A 21,961-nucleotide genomic window follows, 5' to 3' on the forward strand; every position below is an offset into this window, starting at 1 on the left:
CGGGTGTAACTTCGAGCGCCCATTAATCACGCACGATGGCGTGCGGATCGATGGTGTAAGGATGCACGGGATTGTTGGGACCAATCTCGGCAGCGACGCGCGACAGCCAGGCAGCGAGCGCAGGATAGGCTGGCAGGTCGATACCGACATCGCCTGCGAGGTGCGTGTACGCGTAGACCGATATGTCGGCAATGGACAGGCGATCACCGACCAGGAAAGTCGCGTCCGCCAGAGACCGATCGAGGGCTCGCAGCGCCTTCGTGGCGGTCTCCTGTTTGGCTGGGACCATCGCAGCATTACGCTTCAACCGCCCCGTCAATGTCCAGAAACGCAAGGAGCCGATGACCGATTCGATGTAGTACTGCTCGAAGCTGAGCCATTGAGCAACCTTGGCGCGCCCGAAGCGGTCAGATGGCAGGAAGTCGGTCCCGTCAGCCAGAAACTGAAGGATCGCATTCGACTCGGACAGAGCGCGGCCGTCTTCCAGTTCGAGCGCGGGCACGGCGCCTGAGGGGTTGAGTTTGAGGAAGGCGTCGGTCTGCCCCGCTCCCTCGAAGATGGAGATCTCTTGGGTCGTGTAGGGAACGCCGAGCAGATGAAACAGAACCCGGATCTTCCAGGCGTTCTGGGAGGGCAGATAGTCGTATAAGCGCAGCATGTCGACTCCTGAGTCAGGAAGCCCAACTATGGCTGATGTGGCCCGCGCTCAACACTCCGGATATTGCGCTTAAATTCATGGATTACGGAGCCCGCGCGAAGTGAGTACCTGTTGCAGGCGGCGCTCCCGGCTCGTCGAGATGGCATTCGAAATGCGCGACGTCATGCCACTCGCGATGAAAATGCATGCCCCTGCTGGCTCGCCCAAACGCCACGAAGCTGTCCGGCTCCAGAACTCGCGTCGATCCGATGTTAGGAGGCCGTACAATTGCTTCCACTCGCGACAAATTCAATTCTCTCGCGGCAATATCCCTCGCAAGCTTAACGGCTTGAGATGCATAGCCACGAAAAACACCCCAAAACCTGGACCAATGTCCAACTTTTGGGGTGCAATTGACGAGCGCGGCTTTTCTTGGCCAGGGGTAATGCGTCCACTACCCCGGGCTTCTGAACCTGCTATTAGAACCTGTGGTACATGCCAATGTTGGCTTGAACCTGGTTGCCGCCCGATGCCGTGTTGCCGAAGTCAGCAGCCGAAGCCTGAGCGCCCTGAGCGTGAACGTAGGCACCCATCACGTATACCGAGGTAAGCTTCGACAGCGCGTACGTAGCACCCAGCGACGCCTGGTTGATCGAAGCCATCGTGCGACCCTCAGCGGCTTGAGCAGGCGTGGCTGCCGAACCGTAGACGTACGTGTATCCAGCAGCCAGCGACAGCGCCGGGGTTGCCTGGTACTGCAGAAGGGCACCGACTACGTTGAAGTGGATCGATGCCTGGCCATCGTTGCCTTCATATTGAGCGTTCGAGTACCGCAGGCCAGCCGTGTACGGACCAAACTGGTATTGGCCAGCGATTTGAGCGATGCCTGCGCTCTTGAACGCATTGCCACCGTAGTAACCCGAACTCGGATAGCCCAGCGCACCGCCGAACGACGGTTGCGCCGTTGCGTTCTGCCAGCCGTTCTCACCCTGGTTTGCGGCATGGAAGTAGCCGCCAGCGACCGTCAGACCACCTTGAGCGTAGTCCGCAGCCACCGACCACGATTGACCCGAACCCATAGCACCGGCAACGCCGCCGAACGAGTACGCGCCTTCAGCCTGGAAGCCCTTGAAGATAGGCGAAATGTACTTTACGGCGTTGTTCTGGTTCGTCGTGTTGTCGTTGTTGTCCACGTCGCCCGGGGTCGAGAATGTCGAAGCCGAAACGGCGTCGCCCGTCAGGCCTTGAACCATTTCCGTCACGGCGTCGATCTGGCGACCCATGCGCAGGGTACCGTACTGGTCCGACGTGAGGCCTACGTAGGCCTGGCGGTTGAACAGCGAACGCGAGGAGCCAATGGGGCCCTGGCCGCCGATGCCACCGCTGGCAATGTTGAAACCATTTTCGAGCTTGAAGACCGCCTTGAGGCCGCCGCCGAGGTCTTCCTGACCCTGGAGGCCCCACTTGTTCGAACCCGAGGCACCGCCAACGAGGGCGACTTCCGAGTGGCCATTAACGTTCGAGGTGTAGCTGATACCTGCGTCCAGCATGCCGTACAGGGTGACCGACGACTGTGCCATTGCTGCCGAGGATGCGGCGAAAGCGGCAACAGCGATAACCGTTGCCTTGATGGTGCTGTTCTTCATCTGTAATTTAGTGTCCCTGAGTATCTTTTGGATTGGTTTACTTGTTACTGCGCGCCGGAGGATACGGCACCTCTCGCAATCTCAAGAAACGAAAAAAAAAGACTGTCGCAAAAACGTAACAAAAAGGCGCAATGTCTTGTGCGGCGGGCGACCGACGGACTATTCCGTACCAGGTCGGCAAAGGCGAATTTCCGGCAAACCGGTCATGCTCGCGGCGGATATGGACCAAGGCGTTGAAAACTCCGCCTTTGTCCCTTTCTTTGGCGTTCCCGCCTGCACGCTCACAGCTGTTTCGCGTCTCGCGAGACTGGGGCGCGCGCGGGTTGCTCCCTTCGTGACTGAGGTGCTTCCGAATTGTCAAGGGTATAAGTGGACGATTTTCGATCCGCTCACGGATTTCCCATCGGGGAGTGATGTAGCCGACGCGCGCCGCATGAATGCGTTCCTTGAGGAACAGGTCGTGAAATTTCCCGAGCAGTATTACCGGGTGCACCGACGTTTTAAGCACCGACCACCGGGTATGGAATCGGTATATTGAACGGTTCGCCTGGTCATGGGGCCTGCAGGGAACGTTTGTTGTTCGCGTCGAGCGTTGCCAGGTACTCACGCACCGCACGGCTGGGCTCCTCGCCACGACTGCAGTCGATTACCTCACTCCCTGCGATGCCTCGGGTACGATTGGCGTCGGCCTTGATGACACTGGCGTCGATCGCGAACCCTTCACCACCTACGAGGCCTTCGCTCATGCAGCGCCGCAAAACTGATTCGAATACGTGGCGCATCACGTCGCTGTCGCGAAACCGGCCATGGCGATTCTTTGAAAACGTCGAGTGATCGGGAAGCGCGTCCTCAAGGCCGAGGCGGCAAAACCAGCGATACGCCGGATTCAGATGGACCTCTTCACACAGGCGCCGTTCGGAGCGGATGCCGAAGCAGTACCCGACGATCAGCATGCGAATCATCAACTCCGGATCGAACGAAGGGCGTCCCGTATGACTGTAAAACGACGCCATGTGCTTACGGAGATCTCCGGCATCGAAGAAGTGATCTATGCCGCGTAACAGATGGCCTTTCGGAACGTGATCATCAAGGTTGAACGCGTAAAACAACTGCTCCTGATCGCCGCTTCGCTGACGCATCATGAGGATGCACTCCCATCGATTGATGAATCCAGGATAGCGAATAATCTGACTCTCAGGGGAGTCTTTCAACGAAATAGACCCACTTCTGCCGTTGACCAGTTCCCCGCGAACAGGCTGCAATACGCTGCCAATCGGACACCCAGACTGCGTCAGCACACACGCACGGCCCCTTTAGCTTTCTGCCGGAGCCATCAGTGCGCCCCGCGCCATCTTCGCCCGTCGCCGGGATTTCCCATTCAGGATCTGGTGTCGCCGGCGGTCCGTCAGCTTCTCCCAGTCCCGGATCTCATCGCGGGTTCGAAAGCAGCCGATGCAAAGCCCGGTTTTACTGTCGAACGCGTATACCTCGACGCACCGTGATTTGACTGCCATCGCTCAGGCTGAGGCGGCGGCACGCGGCGGGTTCACTTCTACCGTCACGTGTGACAGCCCCTTAAAGCGTTTGAGCGCCGCGTGATAGAAGCTCGGGCTGCGTTGTGCTTCACTGGTGACGACCGACACTACTGCGCTCATGTGCCCGGGACCGACGCGCCAGACATGGAGGTCAAGCACGGCGTCACCGTTGTCTTCAATGACGTGACGAACGTTTTCGGCCATGCGCTTATCCAGATTCATGTCGAGAAGAATGCCTCCGGTATCGCGCATCAGGCCCCACGACCAGTTTGCAATGACCAGGGCGCCGATTACGCCTGCGAGCGGGTCCATCCAGACCCAGCCGAACGCACGGGCCAGCAGCAGGCCGATGATCGCCAGCACGGAAACCGCGGCGTCCGCAATCACATGGATGTACGCCGAGCGGATGTTGTGATCGCGATTCGCCGCAGCATGCGCGTCGCCGTGACGATGATCGTGTTCTTCGAATTCAATTGAGTGTTTGCCATCGGGCAAACTAACAGTGGCCCTGAATGCATGTGGCTCGGGAATGTCGTCCTTCGACTCCAGGTAGTCACCGCGATCGGCAAACGCGAAGGTCTGGTGCGTGCCGTCGGCGCGAACCGTCGTGACCGAAACAGAATCGGCAGGCAGCCTCGAAGAAGCCGTTTCGGGCGTAATGCGGAAAACGGGCGGTACATCGTCTTCGAAGACCGACAAGGCAAATACGCCAGCGCTGCTGAAGATGCGATGCACCTCGCCCTCGTGACTGTGTTCGTCTTCATGGCCGTGACCATGACCATGGCTATGCCCATGACTGTGGCCGTGGTGGTTGCCACTGAGCAGCCAGACGCTCGCGAGATTGACCAGCAGACCCAGTACCGCGATGGGAATCGCCTGGCCGAAGTGGATGGGTACGGGTGAGAGAAAGCGCGAGACGGCTTCGTATCCGATCAGCAGCGCGATCATCGCGAGCACGATGGCGCTGGTAAAACCCGCGAGATCGCCCAGCTTGCCCGTACCGAATACGAAGCGGTTGTCGGCAGCGTGCCTGCGCGCGTAGGTGTACGCCAAAGCGGCGATGAGCATCGCGCCGGCGTGTGTCGACATGTGAAGACCGTCGGCGACGAGCGCCAGCGAGCCAAAAAGACTGCCGCCGACAATTTCAGCGACCATCATCGCGCTGCACAGCGCGATCACCATCCAGGTCCTGCGCTCGTTGTCTTCGTGGGCCGCACCCAGGAAAATGTGGTCATGGCCCGCTCCAAAAGCGGAATTTTCGAAGTTGCTCATGGTTCCCTCTTACTTGAAGTAGCTGTGCACTACCTCAATCAGCTGCTCGGTGCCGCTGCCGTGCTCGTCGTCCGGCTCCGCGTCGACAAGATGCGTTCGGATGTGGTCTTCGAGAACCACGGCAAGCAACCCGTTCATCGCGCCGCGGCTACTGGTGATGAGCTGGAGCACGTCCATGCAGCCGCGCTCTTCTTCAAGTGCGCGCTCGATGGCTTCAACCTGTCCCTTGATGCGGCGAACCCGGTTGAGTAGCTTCTGTTTTTCGCGAATCGTATGGCTCACGGGTGGCCCCTCAATACGGTAGGGGGCTATATTACCCTGGATAGGGTACGGGGGTATACGTCGATGTAGAAAGCGTTGCCAGGGAGTGTTGTCGGTTCGACTCCAAGGCCAGACAGCTGCTTTGCAGGGAGGGGGAAGCGAATCGGATAACTGCTCTATTTTGGAGCGAACGCGTTGATCGAGTGACCATATATCCGGGCCTGTTCGCTAAATGGTTGGCAGGCCCGGACACCGCAGAGCATCACGCCATCAGAACGTCACGACCGTCCGCAGTCCGGCGACGGCCTCGTTGCCGATACGTGCGCCGCTGTTGTTCGGATCGGGGATGCCGCCACCTGGATGGAAGATGTACTGGAGTTCGCCCTGCAGCAGCCACCACGGCGCAACCTGGTACTGGTACGTCGCCTCGATCACCGTCTCCGCCGAGCGCACGGGGTAACCCGGCGTCTGAAACGTTGCGATGTCACGATCGAGCGCGCTCGCGCTCGAGCTGACGTTCGCGTAGCTCACTGCGAGCCCGACCGAGTCGCTGTCCCGGCCCTTGAACGGAGCTTTCAGCACGACGCCCGCGTTGAGATTGAAGTCGAGCAGGTTACGGTCGCCCGGCGCGCCCATCACACGCGTGAACACGCCGACCGATTGCGGGCTGTCGGCACTCGGGCGCCACACCATCTGATCTGCAACGGCATAAATGCTGAAGTTGCCGCGATGCGTGGCCGGCACGCCGTTCGACGCGGGGCTCGCGAGCGAGATGCCGTTCGTGTCGAGGTGCTTATCCGCGAAGCGATTGTTGTTGTACCAGAAGCCAAGCTTGTAGGTGCCCGGCAGCCCGCCCGGCTATGCCGCACCGGATCCGCTTGCCGGCGGCTGATTGATCGCGTACTGGACCTCGCCGATCATCATGACGCCGTTGTGCAGGTTGAACTGGGTGCCGCTGGGGTTGAGCCGCTGCGGATCGCCGTTGCCCGGCGCGGGGTTGCAGTCGAAGATGCCCCCGAGAATCGTCATCGAATCAGTCGGCCTGAACCGCAGACGCACGCCAAGCGACGACAGCGGGTAAGCGGGGCCGCCCGCAGGCAGGTCTGTGGCAGCCAGGACGGGCCAGCCGAATGTCGCGTTCGCAAACGTGCTGGCGTACTGGCTGATGATGAATTCTTGATCAAGGCTCTGCTGGCCGATCTTGACGTCGAACCTGTCGCCGAACGCCTGCTGGTACCAGAGTTCCCACAAACGCGTCGACGCTTCGGCCTCGACGCCGCTCACGGCTTGCAGCGCATTGAGGCGTGCAGCCGTGATGCCGTGTCCGTGAATCTGCAATGCATCGACGAAGAAAGTGCCGCCCTTCAGGCCGAACGCCTTGTCGGTATCCACGCTAAGGCCAAATTGTGTGGCGCCGTTGTATGAGGCGCCCTTCGAGGTGCCGCCGGAGAAGTTTCCGTAAAGCTCGCTGGTTTCCTGCGCGTTGAACGTGATGCCGTGGTCGCCCAGCAGTGTGCGCAGTCCGCCCATGTCGCCGAGCAGGTTCGAGCGCTCCCAGAAGCCAGTTGGCGCGGCGGCGGCCCCATCCGGTGCGGGGTTTGCGTCGGTGTTCGTGGCTGCGCCGGAGTTCTGGTCTGTCGCTGTCGGGGCGACTGACTCCGATTGGGCATAAGCCGGAGCCGTTGCGCCGGCGGCCAGTGCCACCAACAGCGCTGCGGTGGCGCAGACCGGCTTCACGCGCAAGGACGGGGCGAGGAGGCGCTGCGTGTCAATGCCGTTGTCGTTTTGTGTGGGCGTGCCAAAGGAGGTCATTTTGCTTTCTTCTGGGAAACGAGCCGATGAGCGAGCGACGCCGAAGCTGGAAAGTGTCCGGCGCCGACTCGCCGCGGGGTCGCGGTTTTGTGAAGTCGTATTCGCGATAGCCCGCTCAGGCGGGCCATGATGTACCGCCAACGCTGCGTCCTGACGTCATCCAGAGGGCCGCGACTGAAGTGCCGCGTTGCACTGCCTGGCCTGTGCCGGCGCGTGTGTGCCCCCAGAGCTGGCCTGGTCCGTCAAGTTCGCGGCGCGGTGCGATGGCCGGCGTCGCACGCAGGTAAGCGCGTGAGACGCGGAGAAAGCGTTCGATATGCATGATTCAACTCCCGTCGAGCCAGGCCAGGCCGGGCAACGTTCGATAAGCGACACGCCGTCAGCGCAATCAGGCGCTGTCGGTGTTCTTAAGCAAAAAAGGGAGCGGGCTACAGACAGACCGCACGGGCGGTCCAGAAGAAGCGCGCTGACCCGACAATCGGAGTCAGCGGCAGGAGGGAAAGTCCGGCGACACTAACGCGCGATTGCAGCCTCGGTGCCGGCACAGGCCGGCTTCCAGGATCGACTACTAGAGCTTGCGTCCACGAAGGACTCTCCTGTTTCTAAGTCAGGGCGGATTCTATGCGCGCCGTTTGGGAATGCACAAGCAAAAATTGCTCGGCAGTGCTTAATCGCTTCAAAAGTGCAGCATCGAGCGCACTGACCATGCCGAGCCAAAGCATTCCAGCGCACTGCGCGGGCGTCCCCTGCGTTGCTCGTATGCCAACTGCAACCGCAGCAGTAGTCGCCGCGCAGATGCAATACGAAGACGTGAGGAAAATGATTTGCATCCACTGCAGGTAACAGAATCGAAAGAAAAATCTTCAAAAAAATCGTTGACTCTGCGCGAGCACCGTCACTAGAATTCGCCTGTTTCCACGAAAGGGGCATATGCCTTGGACAGTTGCAGTAGTCGACCTTCGAAAAGTTTTTCTGCCTGACCGGCACGACGCCCGCCTGGATTCTTCCCTAGCCGCCGTCCTGCCAGCAGGCAGACGGTGCGCGCCGCAGTAGCTTCCGCAGTTTCTTCCCGCGCATCTATTCGATTGGCCGCCGTCTTTGACGCGTGCGTTGTAACGCGCATTCGTCCAGACGATTCGGCGCGCCGAGCCATTGGCTCGTGGCGCCGCTTGTTCACGCTGTTTTCGCGCACGCAACGCCGTGCCGGATCCACCGTGCGGTTAAACACGTCCGTAAAGCTTGAATCGGACACAGCCGATAGAGGAGCTCACGATGCCCGACCCTGAGCCTTGTTCCTGTACGACTCGCCGCGCGTTCTCGTTGAACGCCGCGCTCTCCGCCTGACATCCTGGCCGCACACGTTCCTCCCACACGTCCGAGCACTTCGGTCCGTGTGAACTGAAACGAAGGCCCGGTCGAAGGCGCCACGTTTCAAGCTATTGGAGGAATCACCATGCACTTCGCACTCCTCGTTTCGCAACTCCCGCGCGTCGAAGAAGCTCGCACGCACTACAACGACATGCTTGCGCTCGACTCGCGTTCGCATGCGTCAGCCCGCGTGGCCGCCGCCATCTGGACGGCGCTTAAAAAACTCGCGCGCTGACACGGCCCGGCGTGGCCGACTGTCTGCCCACTGCTTCAACACCGGCAGGCGGCAGGGCAGTGCCACGCCTCTATCATCGATTTAAAAAAGCACTGCTAAGGAATAAGTAAAAAATGTCCACCACTCCCGCAAATATCGCGCAGCGCCGCAGTGCCGTGCTCGACGACGCGCACGTGGGCGATATCAGAGGCGCCCTCGGCACGATCGCGCACCACGATACCGCCCCGCGCAGCAACTGGATGGCGCGCCTGCGCACGCTGCTCGCCATCCTCGGCCCCGGCCTCATCGTCATGGTTGGCGACAACGACGCCGGCGCGTTCGGCACGTATACGCAAGCCGGCCAGAATTACGGCACGTCGTTGCTCTGGACGCTCGCGCTGCTGATCCCGGTTCTCTACGTGAACCAGGAAATGGTCCTGCGCCTGGGCGCCGTGACCGGCGTCGGTCACGCTCGTCTCATCTTCGAGCGCTTCGGCAAGTTCTGGGGCGCCTTCAGCGTCATCGATCTTTTCCTGCTCAATGCGCTCACGATCGTCACCGAGTTCATCGGCATTACGTTCGCACTCGACTTTCTCGGCGTCTCGAAGGTGCTGGGTGTCTGCATCGCCGCGGTTCTCACCATGGCGGCGGTCAGTACGGGCGACTTCCGGCGCTTCGAACGCTTCGCGATCGTGCTCTGCCTGTTGAGTCTGCTGCTGATCCCGGTGCTCGTCTCGATCCACCCGCCTGTGGGCGTCATCGCGCGTGATTTCCTCGTGCCGACCTGGCCGGCGAATTCGAAGCTCTCCGACGTGATGCTGCTCGTGATCGGCATTGTCGGCACGACCGTCGCGCCGTGGCAGCTGTTCTTCCAGCAGAGCTATGTGATTGACAAGCGCATCACGCCGCGCTTCATGAAGTACGAAAAGGCGGACCTCTGGATCGGCATCGCGTTCGTGATCGTCGGCGCTGTGGCGATGATGGCCTTCACGGCCGCGCTCTTTGACGGCAGGTCCGAGTTCGGCAACTTCACCGACGCGGGTGGCGTGATTGCGGGTCTGCACAAATACGTCGGACAGACGTCGGCCACGATCTTCGCCGTCGCGCTGCTCGACGCGTCGATCATCGGCGCCGCCGCTGTTTCGCTCTCGACGGCGTACGCGGTTGGCGACGTCTTCAAGGTCAAGCACTCGCTGCACCGCAGCGTGCTCGACGCGAAGGGCTTCTATCTCGTCTACTTCGGCATCATCGCGCTCGCTGCCGCCCTCGTGCTGATGCCGGGCAGCCCCCTTGGCCTCCTGACCGAGGCCGTGCAGACGCTCGCTGGCGTGCTGTTGCCGAGCGCAACCGTGTTCCTGCTGCTGTTGTGCAATGACAAGGCGGTGCTTGGCCCGTGGGTGAATTCGAAGAAGCTGAACGTGTTCACGGGTGCAGTGATTGCCGTGCTCGTCGTGCTGTCGATCATCCTGACGGCGGCCACCGTGTTTCCGGACATCAGCGGCGCGGCGATCGTCAAGATTCTCGTGGGCGGATGCGGGCTTGCCGTGGCCGTGTACGCCGCGGTGGAACTCTCGCGCAAGGCGCGCGGCGCGGCTGTCACCCATGGTGCGTTGCCGCTCAACAAGCCGGCCCTCAAGGAGTTGCGCAACACGTGGCGCATGCCACCGCTCGAAGACCTGCCGGCGCCGCAGCACCTGACGTTGTCGACACGCGTGTGGATGGGCGTGCTGCGCACCTACCTCGTCGTCGCAGTGGGTCTCGTCGTCGTGAAGGTCGTGCAGATGGCGATTCACTAAGGCGGATCGGGCAGGCGTGTGCCTGCCCGATTTTACGAAGGCGCGCTGCGCATTTTCGCTTAAGGGCGGGCTCCGGGCTGCTCCATCAGGAGTCCACGACATGATTGCAGAATTCATCTGGCGCCTCTTCGCCGCTTTTGCGTGTGGTGTAGCCATTGGTCTGGAGCGGCAAATGCGCCAGCGCACCGCCGGTCTGCGAACCATTACGCTGGTGACGAGCGGGGCATGCCTTTTCGTTACGCTCGGGATGCTGGCCGGAAACGGGGTATCCGGGAATGTACGAGGAGGAGTCTCAATGCCAGCAAGTGACGGTTGTTCCTTATGCCGCCGCCTCATCAACCCCCTGGAGATAGCGGTTAGCAGACGGTTACGGCGCCCATGAGGCGCGCCTTCTTCGTGTCTGTCAGCTATCCGCACGGATGCGTCAACGCCAGACGCACGGAGAAACATCATGATATTTGGCCTGCTTCTTTCGAAACTCCCACACATTGACGAGGCGCGCGTGCAGTACGACGCGATGCTGTCGCTTCAGTTCCGGGAGTCGCACCGGCTAGCTGCCTTCCGGAACCGTTTGAAGGCGATTATTTCGTAGTCTGTCGCGTAAATGGCAGCACTCTCCTTCGTCAGAAGCGGGCGATGCGTTCGCGTCGCGATTCGCTCGCTCGCGTGCGCCGGAGGCGAGCATTTGCGTTTCGGTAACCCGAAACAGCGGGGAGAAACAGCATGTCAATCCAGACGGAAAGCTCATCGTCGGCCGGCGGCGTGCTGGAGCGCAGCGCGGTCCTCGACGAAGCACATCTTGGCGATATAACCGGTGCGTTGGGCACCATCGCGCGCCACGACGTAGCGCCCCGTACCCATTGGTGGGCGCGTCTGCGTACGCTCCTTGCCATTCTCGGCCCGGGCGTCATCGTGATGGTGGGCGGCAACGATGCAGGTGCATTTGCCACGTATACGGAGGCCGGACAGAACTACGGCACCACGCTGTTGTGGACACTCCTGCTGCTCGTGCCGGTACTCTACGTGAATCAGGAAATGGTGCTGCGACTGGGCGCCGTGAGCGGCGTGGGGCACGCGCGCCTGATTTTCGAGCGCTTTGGGTGGTTCTGGGGCGCGTTCAGCATCATTGATCTGTTTCTCCTGAACGCACTGACGATCGTTACCGAGTTCATCGGCATCACGTTCGTGCTCGACTTCTTCGGCTTTTCGAGGCTCGCCGGCGTATGCATTGCCGCGGCGCTGACGATGGCAGCGGTAAGCACGGGAAGCTTCTGGCGTTTCGAACGCTTCGCGATGGTGCTGTGCGTGCTGAGTCTGCTGCTGGTGCCGGTACTGGTGTCGATCCACCCGCCGGTCGGGCAGGTGACGCGTGACCTCCTTGTTCCGGGTTGGCCCGCTCACTCGAAGCTCTCCGACGTCATGCTGCTCGTGATCGGCATCGTCGGGACGACGGTCGCCCCGTGGCAGTTGTTCTTCCAGCAGAGTTACGTGGTCGACAAACGCATTACGCCGCGTTTCATTCGCTATGAACGGGCTGACCTGTGGATCGGCATCGTGTTCGTGATGGTTGGCGAGGTCGCGATGATGTCCTTTTGCGCGGAGCTGTTGGACGGGTGTCCGTTCAATGAAGCAGAGCGCAGGCACGGTGAAGCATGGGGCGGTAGACCTGCGCGCAGCCCTATCGCAAATACGCGTTAGCGATGGGGCCGCACCTTGGTCGCCGATCGGTGGCAGCACGGATTGGCGTATGAACGCTGACAAGCAAAGCCGGAGGCACCTCGCAACCCGAAGCGGTCTTACCTGCTCACGTCGGAATGGCAGCCGTTTGCAGGGTGAAGCCGTCATTCGCACCTCCGCCTCCGTTGGCAAATCCTCCCGTGGGACCTGTCGCGCACGGCCACCGCCATACTCCAATAGCCGATAAGATTCACGACGCCCGCAACTCACGGATCCCCTTACCTATCCGCCGTCGCAGCAGCGTGCGCAGCGTCACGCCGTCCGCGTAGCCGACCTGCTCGGCGATGCGATCTACGCTAAGCTTGCTCGTCTTCAGCAGATGGACGGCCCGCTCGACCCGCAGATCCTGTATGTATTCGACGGGCGTTTTACCGAGCACCTCGTTTAGGCGTCGCGTCAACGTTCGCTTGCTGGTCGCCAATACTTCGGCGGCGTTGTCGAGCGCGATGGCCGTGTCGAGGTGTTCACGCACCCAGCGGTCGAAACGCTCGACGAGCGGGTCCGAATGGGCCAGATGATCGGAGATCGCAAAGGCAGACTGCGACGGCCGCGAATCGAATACGAGGTACTTGCCCACGAGCGCCGCAAGCTCCGGGCTGTTGTTGCGGATCAACCAGAGCGCCAGGTCGAGATGGCTCAGAGCGGCCCCCGCCGTCACCGTGTCGCCGCTGGGAACGACGATGCGATGCACATCGAGGTGCACGTCGGGGTAACGCTGCCGGAACACCGGTGAGAGCCACCAGGTGGTGGTGGCTTCGCCCCCGTCGAGCAGGCCGCTTTCGGCCAGCACGAACGTGCCCGTGCAGGCGGCGCCCAGACGGGCGCCGGCACGGTGCCACAAGCGCAATGCGTCCAGCGCATCGACCACATCAGCCCGGCCGAGCGACGGCACGAGCAGGTCTGTCGTCGTCCTGTTGAGCGCCGGCACGACGACCCAGTCCGGGGCGGGGGCGTCTGCCATGTCGCGCACGGGCACCTGTAGCCCAAGCGCAGTGCGCACCTCTGGCCGCATCCCCACAACGGTGATTTCGAAGCCCGGCGTGGCCATCCCAGTCGCGCGCGCCAGTTCGTTGGCCGTCGTCAAGGCGTCGAGCACCGTGGCGAGGCCAGTGTCGAACACCCCCTCGAGTGCCAGGACAAAAATTCGCATGGCAGAATCGATACCAAAATTGTCGATCGAGACAGTATTCTCCCTGGCGCTCCGTTTGTAAAGTGTGGCTCACCGAGTGAATGGATCACGCGGAACAGGAGAGCAAAGATGATCAAGAAAGCACTATTCGTACGACTCGAAGCCAAGCCGGGAAAGGAGCAGGCGGTAGCAGACTTCCTCGACGCCGGCCTGGAACTGACGAATCGGGAGGCGACCACGCCGATCTGGTTCGCCCTCAGGCTGTCACCGACGACGTTCGGCGTCTTTGACGCCTTTGCGAGCGAAGAGGACCGCCAGGCACACCTGCACGGGAGTATGGCCGGCGCCCTGATGGCGCGGGCCGACGAGATGCTGGCCAGCCCTCCGTCTGTCGAGCCGATCGACGTTCTGGCCATGAAGAACATGGCTGCCGTGATTCACGGTTAGCTATCACCGATCAAGTCTCACCCGTCAAGCGCGATTGCACGAAACGACGGGATACTGCTAACAATTTTGGAGTACAAAATGTTCGTATTACGAAACAAACTGACGATTGCCGCCCTGATTGCGTTTGGCGCCACGATGGCTCACGCTGAGGCAAAGGCGGCTGCGAAAGATGTTGTCATTGTCCACGGCGCACTGGTGGATGGCTCCGGCTGGCGGGCCGTCCACGACCTCCTGGTCAAGGATGGTTACCACGTGACGATCGTACAAGAGCCGCTCACGGGCCTCGCCGAAGACGTCGATACCGCTAAGCGCGTTATCGATCAGCAGCAGGGCCCGGTGGTGCTGGTCGGCCACAGCTACGGTGGCTCCGTGATCACGGAGGCCGGTGCCGATCCGAAGGTCAGCTCGCTCGTCTATGTGGCCGCACTACAACCCGACGTCGGCGAAGCCAGCGGTCAGCTGTTGCAGAAGTTTGCCGCGCCCAACGATGCCATGCGGGCGACGCCGGACAAGTTTTTCTTCCTCCCGCCTGCGAAATTTCGTGAGAACTTTGCAGCGGACGTCTCGCCCCTGGACGCTCAATTCCTGGCGGACTCGCAGGACCAACTTGCCGAGAAAGCGTTGGGGGCGCCGGTCTCTGTGGCGGCATGGCGAACCAAGCCCAGCTACGCGATTTTAACCACCCAGGATCATATGGTGAGCCCACAGCTTCAGCGCTGGATGTATCAACGCTCGGGTGCCAACGTGACCGAGGTGAGCGCAAGCCACGCTGTCTTTATCTCTCAGCCGGCCGCGGTCGTGCGAGTGATCGAGGCTGCGGCGAAGTCGACGAACTGACCGGTAATCGTCTCGATGGGGGCGCCTGTCGGCTTGGCGCCGACGGCCGGCACTGTCGCGAGTCGGGCCGCCCCATCGCGGATACCCACGCTGGCTGTCAAATCGCGGCAATTGCGCGTGTACGCCACTCAGATCGGGACATAACCGTAAACCTTCACGGATGTTGCCACCATGCTATTACTGCTTCTTGCCTACCTCGGCGGTGCACTGACCATCCTCAGTCCGTGCATCCTGCCGGTGCTGCCTTTCGTATTTTCGCGGGCAGACCGCCCGTTCGCGCGCAATGGACTGCCAATGCTGGTGGGCATGGCGCTAACCTTTGCCGTGGTCGCCACGCTGGCTGCCGTCGGCGGCGGCTGGGCCGTGCGCGCCAACCAGTATGGCCGCTTCGCCGCCCTGGCGGCGCTCGCCGTGCTTGGCCTGACCTTGCTCTCGGAGCGTGTCGCCGAACGGATCACCCGTCCGTTCGTAGTGCTTGGCAACAAGCTCACCGAACACGCCGGGCGCCAGGGCGATTCGGTACTCTCGGCGGCTGGGCTGGGTGTGGCCACGGGGCTGCTTTGGGCGCCTTGTGCGGGCCCGATTCTGGGGTTGCTGCTCACGGGCGCGGCCCTCAAAGGCGCCAGCGTACGGACAACGTTGTTGCTGCTCGCCTACGCGACGGGCGCGGCGACCTCGCTCGCGCTGGCGCTGCTGATTGGCGGGCGCGTCTTCGCCGTGATGAAGCGCTCGCTGGGCGCTGGAGAATGGGTGCGTCGCGCCCTGGGCATGCTGGTGCTGGCGGGTGTGGCCACCATCGCGCTGGGGCTGGATACCGGACTGCTGACACGCGTGTCGCTGGCCAGCACGGGGGGCGTCGAACAGAAGCTGATTGACGCGGTGCGTCCCGCGCCTCTCGTGCAGCTCGCCGTGAAGGCCGGCGATACGTTGCCGGTGGAAGGCGATTTGCCCGCACTCGATGGCGCCACCCAATGGCTCAACAGCCCACCGCTCACGGCGCAGTCGCTGCGCGGCAAGGTGGTATTGGTCGATTTCTGGACCTACTCGTGCATCAACTGCGTCCGTTCGCTGCCGTACGTGCGAGGCTGGGCTGACAAGTATAGGGATTACGGCCTGGTGGTGATCGGCGTGCACGCGCCCGAGTTCGCGTTCGAGAAGGATCCGGGCAACGTCGCCCACGCCGTGAAGGACCTTGGCGTAGGCTACCCGGTCGCAATCGACAACGGTTACACCATCTGGAAGGCCTTCAGCAACGAGTACTGGCCCGCGCATTACTTCGTCGACCCGCAGGGGCATATTCGTCACCACCACTTTGGCGAAGGCGACTACAAGCAAAGCGAGGACGTGATTCGCCGGCTGCTCGCCGAGGCCGGCCAGACGGACCTGCCCGGCGGTTACGTGCAACCGGTCGCGCAGGGCGCACAGGCCGCCGCCGGCTCCGGCGATGCCAATCGCTCGCCGGAAACCTACGTCGGCTACGCACGCGCACAGAACTTCGCCGGTGGCCCGGTGGCGCAGGACGAGACTGCCACGTATCACGCGCCCCAGACCCTGACGGCCAACCAGTGGGCGCTCGACGGCCGCTGGTTGGTGGGCGACGAAAGCGCCCGGCTTGACAGCCCTGACGGACGCATTGTTTATCGCTTCCATGGCCGCGACTTGCATCTGGTGCTGGGGCCCGGCCGCGGCGGGCATCCGGTGCGCTTTCGCGTGCTGATCGACGGCAAGGCGCCGGGCGCTGACCGGGGCACGGACATCGATGCGGATGGTTACGGCACGATCACCGGACAGCGCCTTTACCAGCTCGTGCGGCAGGCAAACGGCGACAGCGAACGCACCTTCGAAATCACGTTCCTTGAGCCTGGCGTGCTGGCTTACGCGTTTACGTTCGGCTGAGTCCCACCTTTGGCACGAGAAGGGCCTCCTGTCCCACCTTCACACTGATTTCGACTGTCACGCAAGGAGTATGGAATGAACAGCATCGCACTGGCTTGCACCTGTGTCCTCGGTTTGCTTCTGTTCGTACCTGGACTCACCATCACGGTCACTCGCTCTCGCGTCGGGCCGCTGAGCGGCTATGCGCCTGAACCTGACCGGCTGCTAACCAAACTGGTTCGCGCTCACGGCAAGACCGCCGAGTACGCGCCGTTCCTTGCGGTGCTATTTCTGTATTTCGGCTCTCAGAATCCGCCGCACTGGCAGCTCGGGTGCATGGCAGGTGCAACGGCCTGCCGCTTGCTCCTGGTGGCTTCGCTACTTGCCTGGCACACCATGTCGAAGCCCAATCCGGCCCGTGCTATCGGGGCGTTGTGAACCTACGCGTTCGGAGTGGCCCTCTGTATCGCATTGCTCGCTGGCCGTTAGCCCTCCGGCCGTGTCGTGTCGTGTCGTTTGTTCGAAGAAGAGAGGACATCATGCACCTGAAGCGGCGCCCCCCGCTCCCGCCGACACGTGAGCGTCGGCAAAGGCAGATGACTGGCCTCGTGCCATCCGACGGTGAAGGTCCGCTGTTTGAGCGTGGCCGCCGCTCGAATGACCACGTGACGGAGGTGGCGAACGGCAGGTCATGGCCGGCCAGCGCCCCATGGCTGAACGTGACGATCGTCCCGGCTGCGCATGTTAAGGAGAAGGCGAGAGGCCGCCCCGAATCCGCCGTTCGCCGTTTCCCCTTTCTACGACGTCTACGCTATGAACCGACCTTCACGCTCATCCCGCCGTCTGCCATCACGACCGATCCAACCATGAAGCTGGCTCGCGCTGAGGCAAGAAACAGCACAACTTCCGCAATTTCTTTTGGATCGGCTGCGCGCCCGATAGGCGCGCTCTCCCCGTGAGCGGCCAGAGCGGCGACGCCATTTTCATCCGCCGCCAGGGTGTTGAGGATATTCGTGAGTACGTCGCCGGAGCCGACAGCGTTCACTCTGATTCCGTGCCCTATCGCCTCTAGCGCAAGGGTTCGCGATACCCGCCGAATGCCATCCGGCTATGAGCCGCCGCATGAGGCACGGAATAAACCGGCTAGCGAACTGTTGTAATAAGCACCTGATACCCGGTCGCGACAGATGCTTTGAGTCCGACAACACTCGTGGAGACTTTCATGCCGGCAAAAAAGTGGAGCTTGTTTCGCTGGATTCCCAAACAGCACGCACCCACCGCGGTGGAGGAAAAGCTCATGTCGCATAACGGGTCAGCGCTGTGGGTGTTTGACCTTGAACAATCCTATCGGCCAGGGCAGGCAATTTCCGGTAATGCCTGGTTAGTGGCCTACGATCTCGACGAAACTGCCGAAACCAACATCAAAAATCGTCAGCATATCGATTTTGAGTCGGCAGACTTCCGTGGGGAGGCGGCGCATCCCGCGGACATCATCATCAAGGAAAACGAGAAGGGTGCCTATGGTATCGGGCGAATGCGCCAGAGCACCACGAAATTTCACGTTACCGCCCGGTTCGCCACGAAGAAGGAGGTCGCCCAGGCGCTCGGCCTGAACGCGATGGAAGTTGCCGATGGCTATCGTCCAGGCAGGACCTGGCCGACGTGAGCTCAGGAAGCTGTCGAAGCCACCAAAGTGACGCGCTGTCACGCCGGCACGGTTGATCATGCAGGGGCTTTGCCGCGAGTGTCTGTGTCCAGGCCGATGACGGTTGGCGCGACGATCGGCAACGACATCGATATTGAGAGCAAACGTGCAGGCAGTATGTCCGCCTACCGCGCTCAGGGAGGCATCCGACTCTATTCGCCCGAATCTCACTCGATACACTCGCCCCCCCAGCCGCGGCGAGATGCACGCCGCCACCGCGAGCAGCGCGAAAAGCATGAAGTGCGCTTCGTTGCACGCCGCCAGAGGGCATGCGGTTATGGCAGTGGAAGCCGCCATGCTAGAGAGTCGAGCTTCATGTGAAAATGCACGGTATTGCTCGACATCAACTGGGACGACGTTCGAATCTTTTTGGGCGTGCATCGGTCGGGCCACCCTGAGCGGAGCCGCGCAGCATCTGGGCATCGATCAGACCACAGTCGGGCGCCGGCTCGGAGGCCTCGAAGGCGCGCTCGGCAGCCACTTGTTCCTGCGCGCCACCGATGGCTTCGTGCTGACCGTGAGCGGCGAGCAGGTGCTGGAAACCGCCATGGAAATGGAGCGCCTCGCGGTGTCGTTCGAGCGCCGCAGCGAGGGCACCGACGAGCGCGTGGAAGGGGAAGTACGCGTCACGACGACCGATACCCTGGCCATCGATTTCGTCATCCCGGCGATCGAGCGGCTCCAGACACGACATCCCGGTATCCGGGTGCTTCTGAGCACGACCCCGCGTCTGCTCGATCTTTCGCGCCGCGAGGCCGACATCGCCATCCACACGGAACGGCCGCAACAGCAGGGCTTGATCGTGCGGCGACTAGGACGCTGGGAGGTTGGGCTTTACGCATCGCGCAGCTATGTCGCGCGAAGAGGCGAGCCTAAGCCGGGCGGCGAATTCGCAGGACACGACCTTGCGGTCTACCTGCCCCGGGGTCACGAAGCGTCAGCAGGACTCACTCGTCGGTGAGTCGAGAGCGCAGGGACGTGTCGTCGCGGAGCTGGATTCCAGCCTGATGCTAGGGGCATTCGTGCGGGCCGGTCTTGCACTGGGTGAATTGCCGACGTATATGGCGCAGCGATATCCGGAGCTTGTACGGATCTGGCCGAACCGGCGAAGGCATTCGCCGTATGAGGCGTGGAGGGTATTGCACGCGGACCTCGCGCGCACGGCGCGGGTCCGTGGCGTAGTCGACGCGCTCGCCGTGCAATTCAACCTTTGACTAGAGCGCGTATCGAGTCAATCGAGGCTTCGGCGACTGGAGCGATCGCTTTTGCGAAATGCGGTCGGTTAAAGTCGATCTGGATCCGTCGTTGTCGCCATGCGCACATAGACGCGTAGCACCTCGTCGTTGTCGCCCGGACGGCTGCCCTCCCAGTACAGTCGCCAGCCTCCGGCGGGCACCTGTGCCTGCGTAGGTCGACCCTGTTCGATAAGCCAGGTGCAGGACGTGGCCTGAGTGTCCGTGGTGGGCACGTGCATGACACCGGCGAAGTAGTAGAGCATGGGCGCCTCGGATTCGCCCAGCCCGCTGCTCGCCATGCAGTCGCCGGCTTTCCAGGTGCTGTTCAGTTTGGCACGCAGATCCTCGAACGGTGCGCGGTAGCTCTTCGCGACGTCGAGCCAGGGGAGCAGCAGCGTGCCGACGAGCCCCCACGCGACGATGGCGCCCAGGCACCAGCTGAATGCGCCGCGCCAATTGCCCGCTGACCTGAGCAGGGGCAGCAGCATTACCCACCCGAGCGTGAGGGCGAGCGCCGCGATGATCAGCTTCGGCTGAATTGGCAGCACCCATTCGAGCGGCAGCCAACGGCCAAGCAAATGCAGGACACCATGGGTGTCGGGGGAGGCCGTCATCGTCCACCATACCGCCCATGCCAGCACCACGAACGAGCCGAACACGATACGGCTCGTCATGTCCCACGCGAGGTGCACCCGCTGCGGCAGATAGCGGACTCCCTGCATGGCCAGCAGGGAGAGCGGGGCGATGAACGGCAAGATGTAGAGTTCTCGCACTGTCGCCGATGCCTGCAGTACCGCGAAGCCGATCCCCGAAAACAGCACCGGCAGCGCAACTTCGGGTTCGCGTAGACGTCGCCATGCGCCGCCCGCAAGTGCCACGAGGGCGAGCGGGACGACCGGAAAGCCGACTGTCAACGCCGTGCGCAGCACAAACAGGTGCCCGACGTTTTCCGAGCCAAGTTGCGCTACCGAAAAGCCAAAGAAGCGGCCGATGTTGTTGTCCCACAGCCAGATCCTGAACAGCGTTTCGGAGCGCAGATAGAGGCAAAGCGGCCAGATCAGCGCGAACGGAGCGAAGTACAGCGCCGAGCGTGCCAGTGACCGCGCAAAACAGCTGCTGCGGCACGCAGGGTAAAGCAGCATCGCCGCGCAGATAGTCGCACCGAACACCAGCGGCACGAACAGACCCTTTGCCAAAAAGGCGATGCCAACGCCGACGCCGAACAGTGCCGCGGCATGCCGGGCAGCGGGGCCTTGCGTGCGGGTGTTCTGGCAATCGCTGGTCGCTTGCTGTGAAGCTGTGGAATCAGGCCATGCAGGTGCAGCGTTGCAGTCTCCATTAGGATAACGATGCAACCCGCCGCCCATCTGCAAATGAGCGCAGACAAGTTCGTAAAGCGCGCAGAATGCCAGCGCAGCGCCGGCCATCAGCGCGACGTCCGTCATCATGTCGTGGACATGCTTGACGACCACCAGCGTGCTGGCGAAGAGCGCGAGCATTCCGGGCACTCGCAGGTCGGTCCAGCGCACGGCGCCGGTAGCGCGCCGGGCGAGACGTGCCGTGCAGGCAAGCGTGAGCGCTGCGAATACGACGCTCGCGAGACGGGCCGCGTCGTGCAGCGGGAGAAACCGGCCGAACATCCAGGCGAGTGAGGCTGCCACCCAATCGTAGATGGGCGGCTTTTCCATGAAGGGCTGACCGGCGTTGGTCGGGACGACCAGATCGCCGGTGTCGAGCATGTGTTCAATGATGCCGAAGGTGTAGGTTTCGTCCTGCTTCCACGGATCGTGGCCAAGCGTGCCGGGCAGGAGCCACGCGCAAACGAGCGCGAGCGCAAGCAACCCGACGAACAATCGTGAAGTCGCCAATGCCCGCAAGCCTTTGCGGGTACCCGGTACTTCCGGGGGCAACGGAATGACGGGCGCCGCCGGCTGGCTGCCCGTGGTCAGATCCCAAAGGTGCGGCACGTCGAACTGCGCCACGCCATCGGAGACGGAAACCTGTTCGATGCCAACTTCCGCGACGCCGGCGTCATCTTTGCTTTCCTGCATGGAACCTCTGCTCCCGGTGCGCGACTATCTGGTCAGCACGTTTCGTTATAGCCGTCGACGGGACAGCTGTCACGAACACGATTGTATGTGCGGATTATTACCAAACAGTACAGATGAATGTAGCGTACTTGAAAGGTGCGTTTCCTGGCGCGAGCGGCGGGAAGTGGCGCGGGGAGAGCAGCGCTCCACTGTTGCATAACGCCGTGTGCGGGTGGGCGAGACGGGCGCGGCATCGGCAATAGCGAATCGGCAGCATCAGTGCGTTGTGCACGCCTTCGAACTGGTGGTTGACCGGGAGCGCCGGATATCCGGGCTTGAACGGCCACGTTACGGTTTCGCACGCGGAAGCGACACCGAAAAGGTGGTCGCAGTCTCACTCGAGCGCGTTTCGATGGCACCGTGGT

At 62.1% G+C, this 21,961-nt stretch carries 15 protein-coding genes and 7 pseudogenes; 11 read left to right on the forward strand and 11 right to left on the reverse strand.

All coding sequences use genetic code 11. From position 1 onward, the window contains the following. Positions 1–22 precede the first annotated feature (22 nt). The 3 genes and pseudogenes from M3I56_RS12650 to M3I56_RS12655 form a co-directional block, all read right to left on the reverse strand. Entirely contained in the window at positions 23–658 is a 636-nt protein-coding gene (locus tag M3I56_RS12650; protein WP_254354222.1) for a glutathione S-transferase family protein, read from the reverse strand. 82 nt (positions 659–740) lie between these two features. Then, positions 741–1,013 (reverse strand): annotated as a pseudogene (locus M3I56_RS41610) (GNAT family N-acetyltransferase); the annotation flags it as partial. Positions 1,014–1,116: 103 nt separating this feature from the next. Next, positions 1,117–2,283: a porin gene (locus M3I56_RS12655; protein ID WP_028207443.1), complete on the reverse strand. Its 1,167-nt coding sequence runs from the start codon at positions 2,281–2,283 to the stop codon at positions 1,117–1,119. Positions 2,284–2,476: 193 nt separating this feature from the next. Between M3I56_RS12655 and M3I56_RS12660 the strand changes: the two are divergent. Further along, positions 2,477–2,821, forward strand: a pseudogene (locus M3I56_RS12660) (lipid A biosynthesis lauroyl acyltransferase); the annotation flags it as partial. Between the two features lie 46 nt (positions 2,822–2,867). Here the strand turns inward: M3I56_RS12660 and M3I56_RS12665 are convergent. The 5 genes and pseudogenes from M3I56_RS12665 to M3I56_RS12685 all read right to left on the reverse strand — a co-directional run. Then, positions 2,868–3,425 (reverse strand): annotated as a pseudogene (locus M3I56_RS12665) (transposase); the annotation flags it as partial. A gap of 171 nt (positions 3,426–3,596) precedes the next feature. Beyond that, the gene (locus M3I56_RS12670; RefSeq protein WP_254354224.1) at positions 3,597–3,797 is read right to left on the reverse strand and encodes a DUF1289 domain-containing protein; all 201 of its coding nucleotides are present in this window, start codon (positions 3,795–3,797) and stop codon (positions 3,597–3,599) included. 3 nt (positions 3,798–3,800) lie between these two features. Next, positions 3,801–5,090, reverse strand: a complete 1,290-nt coding sequence (dmeF, locus tag M3I56_RS12675; RefSeq protein WP_254354225.1) for a CDF family Co(II)/Ni(II) efflux transporter DmeF — start codon at positions 5,088–5,090, stop codon at positions 3,801–3,803. 9 nt (positions 5,091–5,099) lie between these two features. Next, on the reverse strand, positions 5,100–5,372 hold the full coding sequence (locus M3I56_RS12680) for a metal/formaldehyde-sensitive transcriptional repressor (protein ID WP_028206235.1): 273 nt from the start codon (positions 5,370–5,372) through the stop codon (positions 5,100–5,102). Between the two features lie 249 nt (positions 5,373–5,621). Then, a pseudogene (locus tag M3I56_RS12685) lies at positions 5,622–7,163 on the reverse strand (carbohydrate porin). Positions 7,164–8,616: 1,453 nt separating this feature from the next. On the opposite strand from M3I56_RS12685, the gene M3I56_RS12690 reads away from it, so the two are divergent. From M3I56_RS12690 to M3I56_RS12705, 4 genes and pseudogenes are all read left to right on the forward strand, one after another. Continuing rightward, positions 8,617–8,766 carry a hypothetical protein gene (locus M3I56_RS12690; protein ID WP_169739122.1) on the forward strand — a complete coding sequence of 50 codons (150 nt, stop codon included), beginning with the start codon at positions 8,617–8,619 and terminating at the stop codon, positions 8,764–8,766. A 113-nt stretch (positions 8,767–8,879) separates the two neighbouring features. Next, a complete protein-coding gene (locus M3I56_RS12695) occupies positions 8,880–10,541 on the forward strand; it encodes an NRAMP family divalent metal transporter (RefSeq protein WP_254354226.1) in 1,662 nt (553 codons plus the stop codon). A 100-nt stretch (positions 10,542–10,641) separates the two neighbouring features. Beyond that, positions 10,642–10,815: pseudogene (locus M3I56_RS12700) on the forward strand (MgtC/SapB family protein); the annotation flags it as partial. A 449-nt stretch (positions 10,816–11,264) separates the two neighbouring features. Next, positions 11,265–12,161, forward strand: a pseudogene (locus M3I56_RS12705) (NRAMP family divalent metal transporter); the annotation flags it as partial. Positions 12,162–12,468: 307 nt separating this feature from the next. On the opposite strand, the gene M3I56_RS12710 reads toward M3I56_RS12705, so the two are convergent. After that, on the reverse strand, positions 12,469–13,428 hold the full coding sequence (locus tag M3I56_RS12710) for a GlxA family transcriptional regulator (RefSeq protein ID WP_254354227.1): 960 nt from the start codon (positions 13,426–13,428) through the stop codon (positions 12,469–12,471). A gap of 108 nt (positions 13,429–13,536) precedes the next feature. Here M3I56_RS12710 and M3I56_RS12715 point away from each other — a divergent pair, with 108 nt between their 5' ends. From M3I56_RS12715 to M3I56_RS12730, 4 genes are all read left to right on the forward strand, one after another. Further along, the gene (locus M3I56_RS12715) at positions 13,537–13,854 is read left to right on the forward strand and encodes a putative quinol monooxygenase (protein ID WP_254354228.1); all 318 of its coding nucleotides are present in this window, start codon (positions 13,537–13,539) and stop codon (positions 13,852–13,854) included. A 78-nt stretch (positions 13,855–13,932) separates the two neighbouring features. Next, positions 13,933–14,691: an alpha/beta fold hydrolase gene (locus tag M3I56_RS12720; protein WP_254354229.1), complete on the forward strand. Its 759-nt coding sequence runs from the start codon at positions 13,933–13,935 to the stop codon at positions 14,689–14,691. 171 nt (positions 14,692–14,862) lie between these two features. After that, on the forward strand, positions 14,863–16,587 hold the full coding sequence (locus M3I56_RS12725) for a cytochrome c biogenesis protein DipZ (protein WP_254354230.1): 1,725 nt from the start codon (positions 14,863–14,865) through the stop codon (positions 16,585–16,587). Between the two features lie 75 nt (positions 16,588–16,662). Continuing rightward, positions 16,663–17,004, forward strand: a complete 342-nt coding sequence (locus tag M3I56_RS12730; RefSeq protein WP_254354231.1) for an MAPEG family protein — start codon at positions 16,663–16,665, stop codon at positions 17,002–17,004. 373 nt (positions 17,005–17,377) lie between these two features. Here the strand turns inward: M3I56_RS12730 and M3I56_RS12735 are convergent, their stop codons facing one another. Further along, positions 17,378–17,665: an SDR family oxidoreductase gene (locus tag M3I56_RS12735; protein WP_375541721.1), complete on the reverse strand. Its 288-nt coding sequence runs from the start codon at positions 17,663–17,665 to the stop codon at positions 17,378–17,380. Between the two features lie 123 nt (positions 17,666–17,788). Here M3I56_RS12735 and M3I56_RS12740 point away from each other — a divergent pair, with 123 nt between their 5' ends. Together M3I56_RS12740 and M3I56_RS12745 are read left to right on the forward strand one after the other, a co-directional pair. Next, positions 17,789–18,232: a hypothetical protein gene (locus tag M3I56_RS12740; protein WP_254354232.1), complete on the forward strand. Its 444-nt coding sequence runs from the start codon at positions 17,789–17,791 to the stop codon at positions 18,230–18,232. Between the two features lie 334 nt (positions 18,233–18,566). Continuing rightward, a pseudogene (locus tag M3I56_RS12745) lies at positions 18,567–19,485 on the forward strand (LysR family transcriptional regulator). Positions 19,486–19,553: 68 nt separating this feature from the next. On the opposite strand, the gene M3I56_RS12750 reads toward M3I56_RS12745, so the two are convergent. Next, positions 19,554–21,557 (reverse strand): glycosyltransferase family 39 protein, encoded by a 2,004-nt coding sequence (locus M3I56_RS12750; protein WP_254354233.1) that lies wholly within the window; start codon positions 21,555–21,557, stop codon positions 19,554–19,556. Positions 21,558–21,961: the final 404 nt, after the last annotated feature.

Origin of the sequence: Paraburkholderia sp. CNPSo 3281 (assembly GCF_024206515.1) — a bacterium.
Lineage (GTDB): Bacteria > Pseudomonadota > Gammaproteobacteria > Burkholderiales > Burkholderiaceae > Paraburkholderia > Paraburkholderia nodosa.

Bases quoted from the DNA above. Each gene is read 5' to 3' on its own strand.
- dmeF (WP_254354225.1), bottom strand. From the start codon at position 5,090: ATGAGCAACTTCGAAAATTCCGCTTTTGGAGCGGGCCATGACCACATT.
- M3I56_RS12695 (WP_254354226.1), top strand. From the start codon at position 8,880: ATGTCCACCACTCCCGCAAATATCGCGCAGCGCCGCAGTGCCGTGCTC.
- M3I56_RS12725 (WP_254354230.1), top strand. From the start codon at position 14,863: ATGCTATTACTGCTTCTTGCCTACCTCGGCGGTGCACTGACCATCCTC.
- M3I56_RS12655 (WP_028207443.1), bottom strand. From the start codon at position 2,283: ATGAAGAACAGCACCATCAAGGCAACGGTTATCGCTGTTGCCGCTTTC.
- M3I56_RS12730 (WP_254354231.1), top strand. From the start codon at position 16,663: ATGAACAGCATCGCACTGGCTTGCACCTGTGTCCTCGGTTTGCTTCTG.
- M3I56_RS12720 (WP_254354229.1), top strand. From the start codon at position 13,933: ATGTTCGTATTACGAAACAAACTGACGATTGCCGCCCTGATTGCGTTT.
- M3I56_RS12650 (WP_254354222.1), bottom strand. From the start codon at position 658: ATGCTGCGCTTATACGACTATCTGCCCTCCCAGAACGCCTGGAAGATC.
- M3I56_RS12710 (WP_254354227.1), bottom strand. From the start codon at position 13,428: ATGCGAATTTTTGTCCTGGCACTCGAGGGGGTGTTCGACACTGGCCTC.
- M3I56_RS12740 (WP_254354232.1), top strand. From the start codon at position 17,789: ATGCCGGCAAAAAAGTGGAGCTTGTTTCGCTGGATTCCCAAACAGCAC.
- M3I56_RS12715 (WP_254354228.1), top strand. From the start codon at position 13,537: ATGATCAAGAAAGCACTATTCGTACGACTCGAAGCCAAGCCGGGAAAG.
- M3I56_RS12690 (WP_169739122.1), top strand. From the start codon at position 8,617: ATGCACTTCGCACTCCTCGTTTCGCAACTCCCGCGCGTCGAAGAAGCT.
- M3I56_RS12670 (WP_254354224.1), bottom strand. From the start codon at position 3,797: ATGGCAGTCAAATCACGGTGCGTCGAGGTATACGCGTTCGACAGTAAA.
- M3I56_RS12750 (WP_254354233.1), bottom strand. From the start codon at position 21,557: ATGCAGGAAAGCAAAGATGACGCCGGCGTCGCGGAAGTTGGCATCGAA.